This window comes from Streptomyces sp. NPDC001634 (genome assembly GCF_040298185.1).
In the GTDB taxonomy this organism is placed as follows: Bacteria; Actinomycetota; Actinomycetes; order Streptomycetales; family Streptomycetaceae; genus Streptomyces.
Map to the genome: position 1 here is coordinate 146,688 of NZ_JBEOZU010000011.1, position 15,160 is coordinate 161,847.

Annotated in this window: 17 protein-coding genes; 13 read left to right on the forward strand and 4 right to left on the reverse strand. The window is 72.0% G+C overall.

Annotated elements, in window-relative coordinates:
* Positions 1-98 precede the first annotated feature (98 nt).
* Positions 99-482, reverse strand: coding sequence for a SchA/CurD-like domain-containing protein (locus tag ABT186_RS10095; protein WP_351235301.1), 384 nt, complete (start codon positions 480-482; stop codon positions 99-101).
* 173 nt (positions 483-655) lie between these two features.
* Between ABT186_RS10095 and ABT186_RS10100 the strand changes: the two genes are divergently transcribed.
* From ABT186_RS10100 to ABT186_RS10160, 13 genes are all read left to right on the forward strand, one after another.
* A complete protein-coding gene (locus tag ABT186_RS10100; RefSeq protein WP_351235299.1) occupies positions 656-991 on the forward strand; it encodes a TcmI family type II polyketide cyclase in 336 nt (111 codons plus the stop codon).
* Positions 988-1,422, forward strand: a complete 435-nt coding sequence (locus tag ABT186_RS10105; protein ID WP_351235297.1) for a cupin domain-containing protein — start codon at positions 988-990, stop codon at positions 1,420-1,422. Before ABT186_RS10100 ends, ABT186_RS10105 begins: the two co-directional genes overlap by 4 nt.
* Positions 1,419-2,705 (forward strand): beta-ketoacyl-[acyl-carrier-protein] synthase family protein, encoded by a 1,287-nt coding sequence (locus ABT186_RS10110; protein ID WP_351235295.1) that lies wholly within the window; start codon positions 1,419-1,421, stop codon positions 2,703-2,705. Before ABT186_RS10105 ends, ABT186_RS10110 begins: the two co-directional genes overlap by 4 nt.
* A complete protein-coding gene (locus tag ABT186_RS10115; RefSeq protein WP_351235293.1) occupies positions 2,705-3,940 on the forward strand; it encodes a ketosynthase chain-length factor in 1,236 nt (411 codons plus the stop codon). Before ABT186_RS10110 ends, ABT186_RS10115 begins: the two co-directional genes overlap by 1 nt.
* 18 nt (positions 3,941-3,958) lie before the next feature.
* Positions 3,959-4,423, forward strand: coding sequence for an SRPBCC family protein (locus tag ABT186_RS10120; protein WP_351235291.1), 465 nt, complete (start codon positions 3,959-3,961; stop codon positions 4,421-4,423).
* A gap of 13 nt (positions 4,424-4,436) precedes the next feature.
* Positions 4,437-4,892, forward strand: coding sequence for an anthrone oxygenase family protein (locus ABT186_RS10125; RefSeq protein ID WP_351235289.1), 456 nt, complete (start codon positions 4,437-4,439; stop codon positions 4,890-4,892).
* Positions 4,893-4,935: 43 nt separating this feature from the next.
* Positions 4,936-5,691: an SDR family NAD(P)-dependent oxidoreductase gene (locus ABT186_RS10130; protein ID WP_351235287.1), complete on the forward strand. Its 756-nt coding sequence runs from the start codon at positions 4,936-4,938 to the stop codon at positions 5,689-5,691.
* The gene (locus ABT186_RS10135) at positions 5,691-6,005 is read left to right on the forward strand and encodes an antibiotic biosynthesis monooxygenase family protein (protein ID WP_351235285.1); all 315 of its coding nucleotides are present in this window, start codon (positions 5,691-5,693) and stop codon (positions 6,003-6,005) included. The genes ABT186_RS10130 and ABT186_RS10135 overlap by 1 nt, the downstream gene beginning before the upstream one ends.
* On the forward strand, positions 5,995-6,324 hold the full coding sequence (locus ABT186_RS10140; protein WP_351235283.1) for an antibiotic biosynthesis monooxygenase family protein: 330 nt from the start codon (positions 5,995-5,997) through the stop codon (positions 6,322-6,324). The genes ABT186_RS10135 and ABT186_RS10140 overlap by 11 nt, the downstream gene beginning before the upstream one ends.
* 198 nt (positions 6,325-6,522) lie before the next feature.
* Positions 6,523-7,386 (forward strand): NAD(P)-dependent oxidoreductase, encoded by an 864-nt coding sequence (locus ABT186_RS10145; RefSeq protein ID WP_351235281.1) that lies wholly within the window; start codon positions 6,523-6,525, stop codon positions 7,384-7,386.
* A 26-nt stretch (positions 7,387-7,412) separates the two neighbouring features.
* Positions 7,413-9,089: an FAD-dependent monooxygenase gene (locus ABT186_RS10150; RefSeq protein WP_351924449.1), complete on the forward strand. Its 1,677-nt coding sequence runs from the start codon at positions 7,413-7,415 to the stop codon at positions 9,087-9,089.
* Positions 9,086-9,448 (forward strand): antibiotic biosynthesis monooxygenase family protein, encoded by a 363-nt coding sequence (locus ABT186_RS10155; protein WP_351235277.1) that lies wholly within the window; start codon positions 9,086-9,088, stop codon positions 9,446-9,448. Before ABT186_RS10150 ends, ABT186_RS10155 begins: the two co-directional genes overlap by 4 nt.
* Positions 9,449-9,492: 44 nt before the next feature.
* Positions 9,493-11,058, forward strand: a complete 1,566-nt coding sequence (locus tag ABT186_RS10160) for a multicopper oxidase family protein (RefSeq protein WP_351924451.1) — start codon at positions 9,493-9,495, stop codon at positions 11,056-11,058.
* Positions 11,059-11,131: 73 nt separating this feature from the next.
* On the opposite strand, the gene asnB is transcribed toward ABT186_RS10160, so the two are convergent.
* The 3 genes from asnB to ABT186_RS10175 all read right to left on the reverse strand — a co-directional run.
* Positions 11,132-12,988: an asparagine synthase (glutamine-hydrolyzing) gene (gene asnB, locus ABT186_RS10165; RefSeq protein WP_351235274.1), complete on the reverse strand. Its 1,857-nt coding sequence runs from the start codon at positions 12,986-12,988 to the stop codon at positions 11,132-11,134.
* Positions 12,989-13,028: 40 nt separating this feature from the next.
* Complete coding sequence (locus ABT186_RS10170; RefSeq protein WP_351924453.1) at positions 13,029-14,651, reverse strand: FAD-dependent oxidoreductase; 1,623 nt, start codon at positions 14,649-14,651, stop codon at positions 13,029-13,031.
* A gap of 85 nt (positions 14,652-14,736) precedes the next feature.
* The coding region (locus ABT186_RS10175; protein ID WP_351924455.1) for an adenosylhomocysteinase at positions 14,737-15,160 on the reverse strand (424 nt) is incomplete at its 5' end.

Genomic DNA, 15,160 nt, shown 5'->3' on the forward strand with positions numbered 1-15,160 from the left:
CCCCCCCGCCGCCCCCCCCCCCCCCACCCCCCGCCTGCCCCCGGCGGCGGGGCGCCCCCGCTTCCTGCCCCCCCCCCCCCACGCCGTACTGAACGCCCTCACGCCGCGTTCGGCGCACCGTCCCGTGCCGAGATCTGTGCGACCGTCCGCAGGAGGCTGCGCTTGAACGTGGCGACGAAGCCCTCCACGGTGTCCGTGTCCCGCGGCCGGCTCAGATACGGCTTCAGCTTCGCCTCCACCTCCCGCACCCCGGGCTGCGTCGCCATGTGCCGGGCCACGGCCTCCAGGTCGCCGGTGTACTCGATGACCCGCACCAGCGTGTCGTCGCGCAGGAAGACGGCCGTGGCCAGGATCGTGCCGGCCGCCTCGCCCGCTTCGTCGCGCACCTGACTGGACCTGACCCGCCTGAAGTTGCCGAAGATCTCGGCGAGTTCCGCCTCGTACCCGGGCTTGATGTCGTACGTGATGGCTGCGAACGGCATGCCTGTTCCTCACCTGTCGTGGTCGCGTGTCGGGGGATCGCTCCTGCCTCCAGCCGACACCACACCGCACGAGAACGGCTAGAACCCCCGGCCCTTGCGGCTGCAGGCCGATTCGAGCAGACCTGTAGTCCGCGGTGGGACGTTCCCGGTCGACGCAGACCAGGAGGTACACCATGCACCGCACCCTGATCGTGGCCAAGCTGCGGCCGGACAGGACGGACGACATCGCGAAGATCTTCGACGAGTCGGACGCCACCGAGCTGCCCCACATGATCGGCGTCAGCCGCCGCACCCTGTTCAAGTTCCACGGCCTCTACTTCCACCTGGTCGAGGCCGACGAGGACATCAGCGCCAACCTGTACCGGGCCCGCAGCCACCCGCTCTACGACGACATCAACACCAAGCTCGCCCAGTGCGTGGAGCCCTACGACCCCGACTGGAAGGAGCCCAAGGACGCGATGGCCGAGCCCTTCTACATCTGGACCAAGGACGGAGGACGCATCCAGTGACCACGGCCATCAGCCGCACCGTGAAGGTCTCGTCGGAAGAGGTCGAGGCGAACACCAAGCGCGGGGGCGACCTCCGCGTCACGCTGAGCCCCAAGACCGTGGGCTGCACCTCGGGTTTCGGCGGCGTCATGACCCTGGAGCCCGGTGACTGGGTCACCGAGCACTACCACCCGTACTCCGAGGAGTTCCTGCACGTCATCGACGGCACCCTGGAGATGACCCTGGACGGCCAGGCCCTCGCGCTGACCGCCGGCGACTCGCTGCTCGTTCCCATCGGGGTGCGCCACCGCCTGGTCAACACCGGCGACATCACCGCCCGCTGCACCTTCCATCTGTCCCCGCTCGCGCCGCGGCCCGAGCTCGGCCACGTGGACACCGAGCAGGCGCAGCGCCCCGACCAGGCCAACCCGGATGTGGGTGGAAAGCCGTGACCCGACGGGCCGTCATCACCGGAGTCGGCGCGGTGGTGCCCGGCGGGGTGGGCCGCGAGGCCTTCTGGCGCACCTTGTCCGAGGGGCGCACCGCCACCCGTCGGATCACCCTGTTCGACCCCGGTGCGTTCCGCTCCCAGGTCGCCGCCGAGGTGGACTTCGACCCGATCGCCGCGGGCCTGACGCCGCGCCAGGTCCGCCGTATGGACCGCGCCGCACAGTTCGCGGTGGTCAGCGCCCGCGAGGCGGTCGCCGACAGCGGCATCGACCTGGCGTCGATCGCTCCGGAGCGGGTCGGGGTCTCCATCGGCAGCGCCGTGGGCTGCACCATGGGCCTGGAGGAGGAGTACGTCACCCTCTCCGACAGCGGCAGGAAGTGGCTCGTCGACCACGAGTACGGGGTGCCCCACCTTTACGGCTACATGGTGCCCTCCACCCTGGCCGCGGAGGTGGGCCGGGAGGTGGGCGCCGAGGGCCCGGTCGCCCTGATCTCCACCGGCTGCACCTCCGGCCTGGACTCCATCGGCCACGCCGTGCAGCTGATCGAGGAGGGCTCCGCGGACGTCGCCGTGGCCGGCGCCACCGACGCCCCGATCTCGCCGATCACCTCCGCCTGCTTCGACGCCATCAAGGCGACCACACCCAACAACGACGACCCGGAGCACGCCTCGCGCCCGTTCGACGGCGAACGGGACGGATTCGTCCTCGCCGAGGGCTCCGCGGTCATGGTTCTGGAGGAGCGCGAGGCCGCCCTCGCCCGGGGCGCCCGCATCTACGCCGAGATCGTCGGCTTCGCCGGCCGCAGCAACGCGTACCACATGACCGGACTCAAGCCGGACGGCCGGGAGATGGCCGAGGCGATCACCGTCGCCCTGGACCAGGCCCGGCTGGATCCGAGCGCCGTCGACTACGTCAACGCCCACGGCTCGGGCACCAAGCAGAACGACCGGCACGAGACCGCCGCGTTCAAGCGCAGCCTGGGCCAGCACGCCTACGACATCCCGGTCAGCTCCATCAAGTCGATGGTCGGCCACTCGCTCGGCGCCATCGGCTCCATCGAGGTCGCCGCCTGCGCGCTGGCGCTGGAGCACCAGGTGGTTCCGCCCACCGCAAACCTCAGGACCAAGGATCCGCTGTGCGACCTGGACTACGTCCCGGTCACCGCGCGCGAGCACGCCATGGACGTCGTGCTCAGCGTCGGCAGCGGCTTCGGCGGCTTCCAGACCGCGATGCTGCTCGCCCGCCCCGGTACGGCGGCCGCCGCGGCCGGAAGGAGTGCCTGATGAGCGCGTCCACCGCCACATCCGCCAACGCTCCGGTGATCACCGGCCTTGGCATCTTCGCGCCGACCGGCATCGGCGTCGACACCCACTGGGCCTCGGTCCTCGCGGGCAAGTCGGGCATCGGCCGCATCGAGCGGTTCGACCCGGAGGGCTATCCGGTGCGCCATGCCGGTCAGGTCCCCGGGTTCGACACCGAGGCGAGCGTGCCGAGCCGGCTCATCTCCCAGACCGATCACTGGACCCACCTCGCGCTCGCCGCGGGCGAGGCGGCGCTGGCCGACTCCGGGGCCGACATCGCGCGGATCCCCGAATACGAGATGGCCGTGGTCACCTCCTCCTCGTCCGGCGGCACGGAGTTCGGCCAGAAGGAGATGACCGCGCTCTACCGGCAGGACCCCAGCTGGGTCGGCGCCTACCAGTCGATCGCCTGGTTCTACGCCGCGACCACCGGCCAGCTGTCCATCCGGCACAAGATGCGCGGTCCCTGCGGGGTGCTGGCCTGCGAGCAGGCCGGCGGCCTGGACGCCATCGGGCAGGCGCGCCGGCTCACCCGCAAGGGGGCCCGGCTCGTCGTCACCGGCGGCACCGATGCCTCGCTGTGCCCCTACGGGCTCACCGCCCAGCTGACCACCGGCAGGCTCTCGACGGTTCCCGACCCGGAGCGCGCCTATGTGCCCTTCGACGCCGAGGCGTCCGGGTACCTGCCGGGGGAGGGCGGGGCGATCCTCGTCCTGGAGAGCGCCGAGGCCGCCGCCGAGCGCGGCGCCGGCACCGGTTACGGCCGGGTCCTCGGCTACGCGGCCGGCTTCGACCCGGCACCCGAGTCGGGGCGGCCGCGCGCGCTGCGCCGCACCGCCGAGGCCGCACTGCGCGACGCCGGACTCGGCCCCGCCGACATCGATGTGGTGTTCGCGGACGCCGCGGGCATCGCCGCCGACGACCGGGACGAGGCCGAGGCCATCGCCCAGGTCTTCGGGCCGCGCGGGGTGCCCGTCACGGCGCCCAAGACGCTCACGGGCCGGCTCTACGGCGGCGGCGCCCCGCTGGACGTGGCCACCTCGCTGCTGAGCCTGCGCGAGGGCGTGATCCCGCCCACCACCGGCACCCGAGAGCCGGCCCCGGGCATGGAGATCGACCTGGTCACCGACGATCCGCGCGAGGCCCGGCTGCGCCACGCCCTGGTACTGGCCCGCGGCTACGGCGGCTTCACCTCGGCCCTGGTCCTGGGCCGCTGACACGGAAGGGAGTACCCCATGGCCGGACACACCGACAACCACATCGTCATCGACGCGCCCATGGACGTCGTATGGGAGATGACCAACGACGTGCCCAACTGGCCCGATCTGTTCAGCGAGTACGCCTCCGCCGAGGTGCTGGAGAGGGACGGCGACACGGTCGTCTTCCGGCTCACCATGCACCCGGACGAGGACGGGCAGGTCTGGAGCTGGGTGTCGAAGCGCACCAGCTTCCGCGAGACCCGCACGGTCCGCGCCGAACGGGTGGAGACCGGCCCGTTCGAGTTCATGACCATCTACTGGGAGTACCTCGAGGAGCCCGGCGGCGGCGTGCGGATGCGCTGGGTGCAGGACTTCCACATGAAGCCCGCCGCGCCGGTGACCGACGACCGCATGACCGAGCACCTCAACCGCAACACCAAGGTGCAGATGGAGCTCATCAAGCAGAAGGTCGAGGCCGCGGCCCGCGCCCTGGCCGGATGAGGGAGCGGCGACCGTGCTCACTGTCCTCGCCCCCCTGCTCCTGCTGCTCAACGGCCTGGCGGCCGGAGTGATGCTGGGCACCCAGCTCGGCGGCTTCCCCTACATGGCCTCGCTGCCCGTCGACCGCTATGTGCACGCCCATGCCTTCCTGGGCCGGCGCTACGACCCGGCCATGCCGATCTGCCTGATCGGCACGGTCGTCCTGGACGTGGTGCTGGTGCTCGAGGCCCCGGCCGCGACGGCACGGGTGCTGTTCGCGGTCGGCGCGATCCTCACGGCGACCACCCCGGTCATCGCCATCGTCAAGAACGCGCCGGTCAACCGCTGGATGCGCACCCTCGACCCGGACAACCTGCCCGCCGACTTCAAGGATCCGCGGCCCGAATGGGGCGCCTGGAACAGCCGGCGCAGCTGGATCACCATCGCCGCTCTCGCCGTCAACTGCACGGCGCTCGGCTTCCTGCTCTGACCCGCCCCCCGACGACACGCACCTCACGACCTAAGGAATCTCCATGGACCTCGAACTGCGGGGCAAGACGGCCCTGGTCACCGGCGGCACCCGCGGTGTCGGCCGGGGCATCGTGCTGGCCCTGGCGCGCGCCGGCGTCGACGTCGTCACCTGCTACGTCCACCCGAGCGAATACGTCACCACCCTGGAAGAGGAGCTGAAGGAGACCGGCGGCAACCACCATGTGCTGCGCGCCGACCTGTCGCAGCCCGAGGAGATCGCCGCCCTGCTCACCCGGGTCCGCGAACTGCACGGCGACCGCCTCGACCTGCTGGTCAACAATGCGGGAGCGATCAGCCACGTCCCCTACGCCGACCTGTCCCCGGAGGAGTGGCACCGCATCGTCAACACCAACCTCACCGGCGCCCACCTCGTCATCCAGCACGCGCTGCCGCTGCTGGGCGAGGGCTCCTCGGTGGTGTCCATCGGCTCCCGCGCCGTGGACGCGGGCGTCCCGCTGCGTTCGCACTACACCGCCACCAAGGCAGCGCTGGTCGGTCTGAACCGCTCCCTCGCCAAGGAGTTCGGCGGCAAGGGGATCCGCTTCAACATCGTCGCCCTCGGCGTCATAGAGACCGAGAAGTACCACGAGCTGCCCGAGGACCAGAAGCGGCTGATGGCCGAACGGTACGGCGCCAAGACCGCGCTCGGCCGGCTGGGCAGGCCCAACGAGGTCGCCGGCGCCATCCTGTGGCTCGCCAGCGACCTGTCCCGCTACGTCACCGGCAACACCATCGGCGTCGACGGGGGGATCTCCTGATGGCCTTCCGCGTGATGCTCCGCCTGGAGATCCAGCCCGGCCGGGAGACCGAGTTCGAGCAGGCGTGGCTGGCCGGCACCGACGCGGTCACCGGCCATCCCGCCAACATCGGCCAGTCGCTGTCCCGCGAGCCGGACGGCACGTACGTCATCGTCAGCGACTGGGTCGACGAGCCGCGCTTCAGGGAGTTCGAGGAGAGCCCCGCCCACCTCGAACACCGTGCCACCCTGCACCCGTTCCGCAAGGGCGGCACCTTCCATGTGATGGAGATCCGGCACGCCATCGAGGGCAAGGGGGCCGTCGGTGCCCGGTGAGGGCGGGGCCACGGGCGAGGTACGCGTGGTCGTGTACCAGGCCGCCCTGGACGAGGGGCAGCTCGCCGCCGTGCGGGCTGCCTACCACCGGGTCAGCGAACGGCTCGCCGGGGTGCCCGGCATGCTCGGCAACGAACTGCTGCGCAGCCCGCTGGATCCCACCGCCCTCGCCGTGATGAGCCGCTGGGAGTCGCTGGAGGCGTTCCGGGCGTGGGAGGCGGGCGCCGACCACCGCGAGGACACCGCCCCACTGCGGCCGTACCGCGACGCCCGGACACCCGTCCCGTTCGCCGTCTACGAAGTCGACGCCGCGTACTGACGCGCTCCGCGGGAATTCCGGTTCATCACCCGCGGGCCCGTCGTGGCTGGTCGCGCCCGCGCGGCGGAACCGCACAGCGGCAGGGCCCCGCGCCCCTTCGGAGCGCTGCCGAAACGCATCCGACTTCGGGACCCGCTCAGCGCGCCACGCCCCGACGGGGGCCGAGCACACCCCGAGACACAGAGAAGAGAACCCACCATGAGCAAACCCGAGTTGGCCTTCATCGGCCTGGGCAACATGGGTGGCGGCATGGCCCGGCGGCTGCTGGACACCGGGCACACCCTCACCGTCCACAACCGGACCGCGAGCAAGGCCGCGCCGCTCGTCGAGGCGGGTGCCAGGCTCGCCGACGCCCCCGAGCGCGCCGCGGCCGGCCACCACCTGATCCTGCTGAGCCTCAGCGACGAGAAGGCCGTCGACGAGGTGCTGTTCGACCGGGTGGTGCCGGTGCTGCAGCCCGGCGCCGTCGTCGTCGACACCTCCACGGTCTCGCCCGGCTACGCCCGGCAGGCCGCCGAGCGGCTCGCCGCGAAGGGACTGCGCCGGGTCGAGGCGTGCGTCGTCGGCAACCCGCTGCAGGCCCGCAAGGGCGAGCTGCGCGTGTACGTTTCCGGGGACCCGGCCGACCTGTACGAGGCGCGCCCCGTGCTCGAGGCGATCGGTACGGAGGTCGTCCATGTGGGCGCGCCCGGTACCGCCGCCAGCCTGAAGCTGATCCTCAACCTGCTGCTCGGCGCCCAGGTCGCCTCGCTGTCCGAGGCCGTTGCCTACGGCACCGCCGCGGGCCTGGACCGCGACCAGCTGATCGGCGTGATCTCGGCGAGCGGCTTCAGCTCGCTGGTGATGCGGTTTCGCGCTGATCTGATGCTCAAGCGGTCCTACGAACCCGCCTTTTTCCGCTCCGAGTTGATGGAGAAGGACATCCGGCTCGCCCTGGAGGCCGCCGCCGGGTACGGCACGGGGATGCCGGTGCTGGGCACCGTGCGCGAGCGGTTCGCGGCCGTGGTGGCCGCGGGCGACGGGGACAAGGACGCCTCGGTGCTCGTGGAGCACCAGTCGTAGCCAAGAAGTCGAAGGGATGTGAGGCTGTGCGCAGTACAGGCCGGAGTGCGCTCCGGAACACCGATGTCGTGGTGGCCGGTTCAGGGCCGGCCGGGCTGGCGACGGCCCTGTTCCTCGCCGAACAGGGAGTGGACTGCTACCTGCTGGGAGGGCAGCGGGAGCGGGTCCGGCCGCCGCGCATCCTCGGCGTCCACCCCCGGGCCATGGAACTGTTGCGTTCCCTGGGTGTGGAGGCGGCGGTACGGGACCTGCCGTCGACCCGGGCCCTGGCCGGGAACTCGGGCATCATCTCCATGGAGTCCCTGGCCGGGCTGGAGCTGGGCTCCCTGGACGCCAAGTACGTCGTGGACGTCGACACCGATCTGGGCAGCCTGTCGCCCACCACCTGGTGCCTGTGCGAGGAGGCGGAGCTGGAGCAGGCGCTGCGCGAGCGGGCGGAGCGTCTGGGCGTACGGCTGCGGCCGGACGCCGAGCTCGTCTCCTTCGAACGGGAGGGCTGGGGCGACGAAGGGATCCTGGCGGTGGTCCGCGACCGGGCAACCGGCGAGGAGCACCGCGTCAGGGCCTGTTGCCTGGTGGACGCGGGCGGCACCGGCGGCGTCGTGCGGGAGCGGCTGGGCGTCGCCTTCGACGGCCGGACCCTCGGCCACTTCGTCACCGTCCGCTTCACCGCGGACCTCACCGGGGAACTGCGGGGCCGCCGCTTCGTCATGGCCTACGTCGACAACCCCGGCGTGCGTGGCTCCCTGATGCCGCTGGACAACCGCGCCGACTGGCTGCTGCACGTGCGCCACGACCCCGAGCGGGAACCCGCCGAGTCGTTCACCGAGGAGCGCTGCACCGAACTGGTGCGGGCCGCCACCGGTGTGGCCGGCCTGACGCCGCGGATCGAGAGCGTCAGCTCGTGGGCGGGGGAGGCGGGAGTCGCCGAGCGGTTCGCGGACGGCCCGGTGTTCCTGGTCGGGGACGCGGCGCACGTGATGCCGCCGAGCGGCGGCTTCGACGCGGGCACCGGCATCATCGACGCCCACAACCTGGCCTGGAAGCTCGTCGCGGTGCTGGACGGCTGGGCCCATCCGGACCTCCTCGACACCTACGACGAGGAGCGCCGCCCCGTCTGCGCGGCCACCGCCGAGCAGGCGGTGCTGCGGGCCAGGGACCGGGCCCGGCTGCTGGCCGCCTACCCGGACCCGGCCGACCCGGAGCTGGTCCCGGACCCGCTGGTCTGGCTCTCCTCCCGGTACCGCTCGTCGGCCGTGACGCCCTGGGACGAGGGCACCCTGCCCGGCTACGGACTGTGGGCGGCGGAGAACGACGGCAGGCCCGGCAGCCGCGCGCCCCATCTGCGGCTGCGCCACGGTGGGGCCGAGATCTCCGTGCACGATCTGTTCGGCCGGTCGATGGTGCTGCTGACCGGGCCCGACAACCTCCCGTGGCGGGAGGCCGTCCGCTCGGTCGCCGCCGAACTGGGCGCCCCCTTCCAGGTGTACGGCGTCGGCACCGACCTGGAGGACCTCGACGACCGCTGGCCCGAGCTGTACGGCGTCACCGCGCAGGGTGCCGTGCTGGTGCGGCCCGACGGAGTGGTCGCCTGGCGCTGCACCGAGGCGCCGATCTTCACCAGGACCGTGCTGCGCGGCATCACCAAGCGGGTGCTCCGGCTGGACAGGCGGCCCGCTGAGAAGGAGAAGAGGACACCGTGACCGGGACCACAGGCCGGACGGACACCGGCACCGATGAGCCGCTGAGGGTGATCCTCCGCATGGAGGTGCATCCGGAGATGACCGCCGACTTCGAGAGGGTGTGGCTGTCCGTGGGGGAGAGCATCGCCCGCGAGCCCGCCAACCGCGGCCAGATGCTGGTGCGGTCCACCGAGGAGGAGGGCGTGTACTACGTCCTCACCGACTGGGCCGGCGAGCGCGCGTTCCGCGACTTCGAGGTCAGCCACCGTCACACCCTGCACCGGCAGCGGCTCAAGCCGTTCCGGCGCGGCGGCGACATGGCCGTCACCGAGGTCGTGCACCGGCTCGAGCCGGTGTCGAGCGAGCCTCAGGAGGCGTGATCGACAGTGGGGTCCGCCCCCCGGATCCCACCCGAGGACCACCCATGACGAAAAGCCTCCGCCTCCCGCGCCGCCGGTTCCTGCTCGGTGCGGGAGGCTTTGCCGTGGCCGCAGGAGCCGGCTGGGGCGCGACCTTCCTGACCGTCTATCAGGGGCGCCGACGCAGCAACGTGGGGCGGCTGTCCTTCCGCAATCCGCTGCGGATCCCCGGTCTGCTCGACCCGGAGCCGTCCCCCGACGGCCGCCGCCACTACCGGCTCACCCTCGCCGCGGGCACCAGCGAGCTGCTGCCCGGCCGCCGCACCCCCACCTGGGGCGCCAACGGGGCGTATCTCGCGCCCACTCTGCGGGCCCGGCGCGGCGACCGTATCGCCGTCACCGTGCGCAACCGGCTGCCGGAGGCCACCACCCTGCACTGGCACGGCATGCTGCTGCCCGCGCGGATGGACGGCGGCCCGCATCAGATGATCGCCGCGGGCGCAGACTGGCAGCCGTCCTGGACGGTGCACCAGCCCGCCGCCACGCTCTGGTACCACCCGCACCCGCACGGCTCGACCGGCTCGCACGTCTACCGGGGCGTGGCGGGCATGATCATCCTCGACGACGAGCACTCCGATCACGCCGCCCTGCCCCGCGCGTACGGTGTCGACGACGTGCCGCTGGTGATCCAGGACAAGAACTTCCACGCCGACGGCACCCTGGACTTCACCGAGACCGAACTCGCCGAGTCCGTCGCCGGCGCCGACAACCTGGGCGTGCTCGGCGACACCATCCTCGTCAACGGCACCTACGACCCGTACTTCGAGGTCACCACCCGGCGGGTGAGGCTGCGGCTGCTCAACGGCTCCAACGCGCGCGTGTACTGGCTCGGCTTCACCGACGGCCGCACCTTTCATCAGGTGGCGACGGAGGCCGGGCTGCTCGCCCGGCCGCGCGCCCTGGACCGGCTGCTGCTGGCGCCCGGCGAACGCGCCGAGATCGTGGTGGAGTTCGCCCCCGGCGACGAGGTCGTGCTGCGCAGCTTCGAGCCGTCGCTGCACCTCGGTTTCCCCACCGAACGCTTCATGGGCGGCGATGACACCTTCGACATCGTTGCCCTGCGCGCCGCCCGCGACCTCGGGTCCTCTCCCGCGCTGCCCACCCGCCTCGACGGCGCCCCCGCCCTCGTGGAGGCGGTGCCCGGCGCGGCCCGACGGCGGCACTTCGAGTTCACCGGCCTGCAGATCAACGGAAAAACGATGGACATGAGCCGCATCGACGAGGTGGTCCCGGCTGGCGCCACCGAGATCTGGGAGGTCGAGCGCGGCGACGAATGGGTCCACGTCCTCCATGTGCACGGCGCCGTCTTCCAGGTCCTGGACATCAACGGCAAGGAGCCGCCGCCGTACGTCCGCGGCCCCAAGGACACCTTCTACCTGCACGAGTTCGGCACGGCCCGGCTCGCCGTCCGGTTCGACACCCTCACCGACCCCGAGGCGCCGTACATGTATCACTGCCATGTGCTGCGCCACGAGGACGAGGGGATGATGGGCCAGTTCACCGTCGTACGGCCGGGCACCGAGGACCGGGCGCCGAGGATCGTGGCGGGCGGGGCGGCACACCACCACTGAACGCAGGACGAAGCCCCCGGGACACTTGGTGGAACCCAAGCGTCCCGGGGGCTTTCTGCTGCCGCCGGCCGGATCAGAGCGCCAGCCGGATCCCGTACCTGCGCAGCCAGGTGTTCAGCTGCAGCGGCAGCTCGACGTTGGCCCGCCGAGCCCACCGGTTCAAGCCCTCCGGGTCCTTCAGCACCGCCCGCACCGCCGCCACGTCCAGCAGCGGCAGCACCGGGGCCTGGGGGTCCTCCAGCAGCGCGTGCATCTCCGTGCGCAGCGCCTGCTCGTAGCCCGGGTCGAGCGTGACCGGGTAGGGGGTCTTGCGCCGCTCGATGACGCTCTTCGGCAGCACATGGCGCACCGCGGCGCGCAGCAGGCTCTTCTCGCGGCCGTCGAAGTTCTGCAGCTCCCAGGGGAGGTTGTAGGCGTACTGCACCAGCCGGTGGTCGCAGTACGGCATGCGCACCTCCAGGCCCACCGCCTTGAACAGCCGCTCCGTGTGCCCGTTCTGATTCTCCATGAAGTTGGTCAGGTGCACCCAGCACAGCTCCCGCATATGCCGTTCCTCGGCGGACATCCCCGGCAGATGCGGGGCCTCGGCCACCGACTCGCGGTAGCGCTGCGCCGCGTAGTCCAGCGGGGCCAGCTCCTTGAGCAGCGACTCGTCGAACAGACCGCAGCCCAGGCCCTTGGCGTCGTCGCGCACCACGCCGCGGGCCACCCACGGGAAGGTGTCCATCCGCGACTCGACCGGGTCCCGGTTCCAGGCGACCCCGTGGAACAGCGAGTCGGCCGCCTCGCCGGTCAGCACGACCTTGGTGTCCCGCTCGCCCACGGCGCGCGCCAGCAGGTACAGCGAGGTGTTCATGTCGCCCAGGGGCGTGGGGTAGTCCTTGGCCCGCAGCACCTGCCAGCGCGCCACCTCGTCGCTCAGCTCTGCCGGATCCAGGACCACACTCGTGTGGTCGGTGTCCAGATGCCGGACCACGTCGGCCGCGTACGGGGCGTCCGGCGACTGGCGGGTGTCGGTGGCCCGGAAGTTCTCCGCGTGCCGGGCGAAGTCCACGGTGAACGTGCGGATGCGGCGGCCCGACCTGCGCAGCTCCCGGTCCGCGAGGCCGACCACGCCGCTGGAGTCGAGGCCGCCGGACAGCAGCGAACCCACCGGCGCGTCGGTGCGCAGGTTGCGTTCGATGCTCTCCTCCAGCAGACCCCGGATGGTGTCCACGGTGGTGTCCAGGTCGTCGGTGTGCTCGGCCGCGTCCACGCCCCAGTAGCGGGTCAGCTTCGTCCCGCCCGCGCTCACCACCAGGTGGTGCCCGGCCCGCAGCCGGTGCATCCCGCGGAACGGCGCCACATGCGGCGTACCGGAGTACGTGAAGATCTCCCGCAGGCCCTCGGCGTCGACCTCGGCCGGCACCAGCGGGTGCGCCAGGATCGCCTTCGCCTCCGAGCCGAACACCAGGCCCGTGGCGGTGGGGAAGTACAGCAGGGGCTCCACGCCGAGCCGGTCGCGCACCAGGAACAGCTCCTCGCGGCGGGCGTCCCACACCACGCCCGCGAAGGTTCCCTCCAGCCGGTGCACGGCTTCGGTGCCCCACTCCAGGTAGGCGTGGAGGAGCGTCTCGGTGTCGCCGCCGGACCGGAAGCGGTGGCCGCGGCGGGACAGAGTGCCGCGCAGCTCCTCGTGGTTGAGGATCGAGCCGCTGTGCGCGGCCACCGCGACGGTGCGCCCGTCGTGCTCCAGGGCGACCGGCTGCCGGCCGCCGCCCTCAGGTTCGAACACCGCGAGGTGGCGTCGGCCCAGCGCGGCGCGCGGACTCGTCCAGACGCCCTCGCCGTCAGGTCCGCGCAGGGCCATCGTCGCGGCCATGGCCAGGACGGTGCCGCGTTCCCGGGTCAGATCCCGGGACCAGTCCACCCAGCCGGTGATTCCAGACATGCTCTCTCCCTCGTGTCGCGGGGTGTGACGGCGGGGCCGGTCACCGCGCCAGCAGTGCCTTCAGTACGTCGTCGAGTACGGCCTCGGGGTCGTCCTTGGACGCGGGGGAGCGCCAGGCGACCACGCCGTCCGGCCGCACCAGCACCGCGCCGTCGGCACCCACGCCGTACGCCGGGCCCCAGGCGCCCGACGCGTCGCCCAGCGCGCTGCCGCCCAGGCGGAGCACCTCGAGCGTCAGTCCCGCACGCCCTGCGGCGGCCTGCGCGGCCTTCTCCCACGCCTCGCCGTCCGGGCCGGCGAGCAGCACCGGCGTGCGCGTGAACAGGTCCAGCGCCGATATCTCCTGCCCCTCCCGGGTGAGGACGACGTGCGGGGCACGGGTGCCGGGCAGACCGTGCGGGTCGGCGTTCCACACGCCCTCCGCCGGGGCTTCGTCGGTGCCGTGCAGTACGGCGGCGGAGCGGTACTGCCAGCCGAACCAGATCTCGGTGTCGGCGTGGATCGCCGGGTTCGCCGGCGCGGGCTCCTTCTCCGCGAGCCGCGGGCGGTCCTTGGAACGCAGCACCGCCTGCTCGACCGTAGCCGCGCACACCGGCCGGCGCTCCGGGTCGTAGCTGTCGAGCAGGCCGGGGCCGGCCTCGCCGCGCAGCACCGCGGCCATCTTCCAGGCCAGGTTGTGCGCGTCCTGCACACCGGTGTTGGAGCCGAACGCCCCGCTGGGCGGCATCACATGGGCGGCGTCGCCCACCAGGAACACCCGTCCGGAGGCGAACGCGGTCGCGGTCCGCCCGGCGGCCTCCCACGGGATCACGCCGAGGACCTTCACCTCCAGCTCCGGCACCCCGGCCGCGGCCCGCACCAGCTCCCGGCACCGCTCCTCGCCGAAGGACGCGGGGTCCTCGGCCGCCGGGTCGAACACCACGTGCAGCAGCCAGCGCCGGGAGTTGTCCAGGGGCATCAGCGCACCGCGTACGGTGTCGTTGAACGTGTAGCACATGATGAACCGGCGGTCGCCGAGCTGTTCGGCCAGGTCCGCCTCGAAGTGGATGTTCAGGAAGTGCCCGGTGGTGCCGGGCCCCTCGAAGCCGATCCCCAGCGCGCGGCGCACCGGGCTGTTCGGGCCGTCCGCGGCGACCAGGTAGTCGGCGGTCACCGTGCGGACCGTGCCGGAGTCCCGGTCCCGCAGCCGCGCGGTGACGCCGTCCGTGGTCTGTTCGAACGACTCCAGCTCGGTGAAGTACTCGAAGTGCGCCCCGAGTTGTTCCGCGCGCCGCCGGATCACCGGCTCGAACTCGTCCTGGTGGCACAGGCACCAGCCGGTCGGTGACAGGGCGCTCAGATCGGTGCGCACATCCATGAAGTACTGCTCGTGCAGCGCTCCCAGCTGATGCCCGGCCAGCGACTGCGCGGCCAGCACCCCGCTGTTCCCGGCGAGCGCCCGCGCCGACTCGGTGGCCCGCACGTCCTGTTCCAGGCCGACAGCGCGCATCAGCTCCATCGCCCGCGGGTTGATGCCCCGCGCACGGGGGTGCGGCGACATGCCGCGGTGGCGCTCCACCACGACGCAGGGCACCTCGTGCCAGGACAGGAACAGGGCGGTGGACAAGCCGGCCAGTCCCGCGCCCACCACCAGCACCGGGGTGTGCTGCTGCTTCTCGGACACGTGCTTCCTCCTCTGAACGTCACCCGTGCGCTTCAGCGTGGGCGCACGGGGTCGGGGCGCGATGGAGGAGGGCTGGAAGCCCGGCTCAGTAGCGGTAGTGGTCGGGCTTGTACGGACCTTCGACCTCGACGCCGATGTACGCGGCCTGCTCGGGACGCAGCGTGGTGAGCTTCACGCCGAGTGCGTCCAGGTGGAGGCGGGCGACCTTCTCGTCCAGGTGCTTGGGCAGCGTGTACACGCCGGTGGGGTACGCGTCGGGCTTGGTGAACAGCTCGATCTGGGCCAGCGTCTGGTCCGCGAAGGAGTTGGACATCACGAACGACGGGTGACCGGTGGCGTTGCCCAGGTTCAGCAGACGGCCCTCGGACAGGACGATGATCTTCTTGCCGTCGGGGAAGGTCCAGGTGTGGACCTGCGGCTTGACCTCGTCCTTGACGATGCCCGGGACCTTGGCGAGGCCGGCCATGTCGATCTCGTTGTCGAAGTGGCCGATGTTGCCCACGATCGCC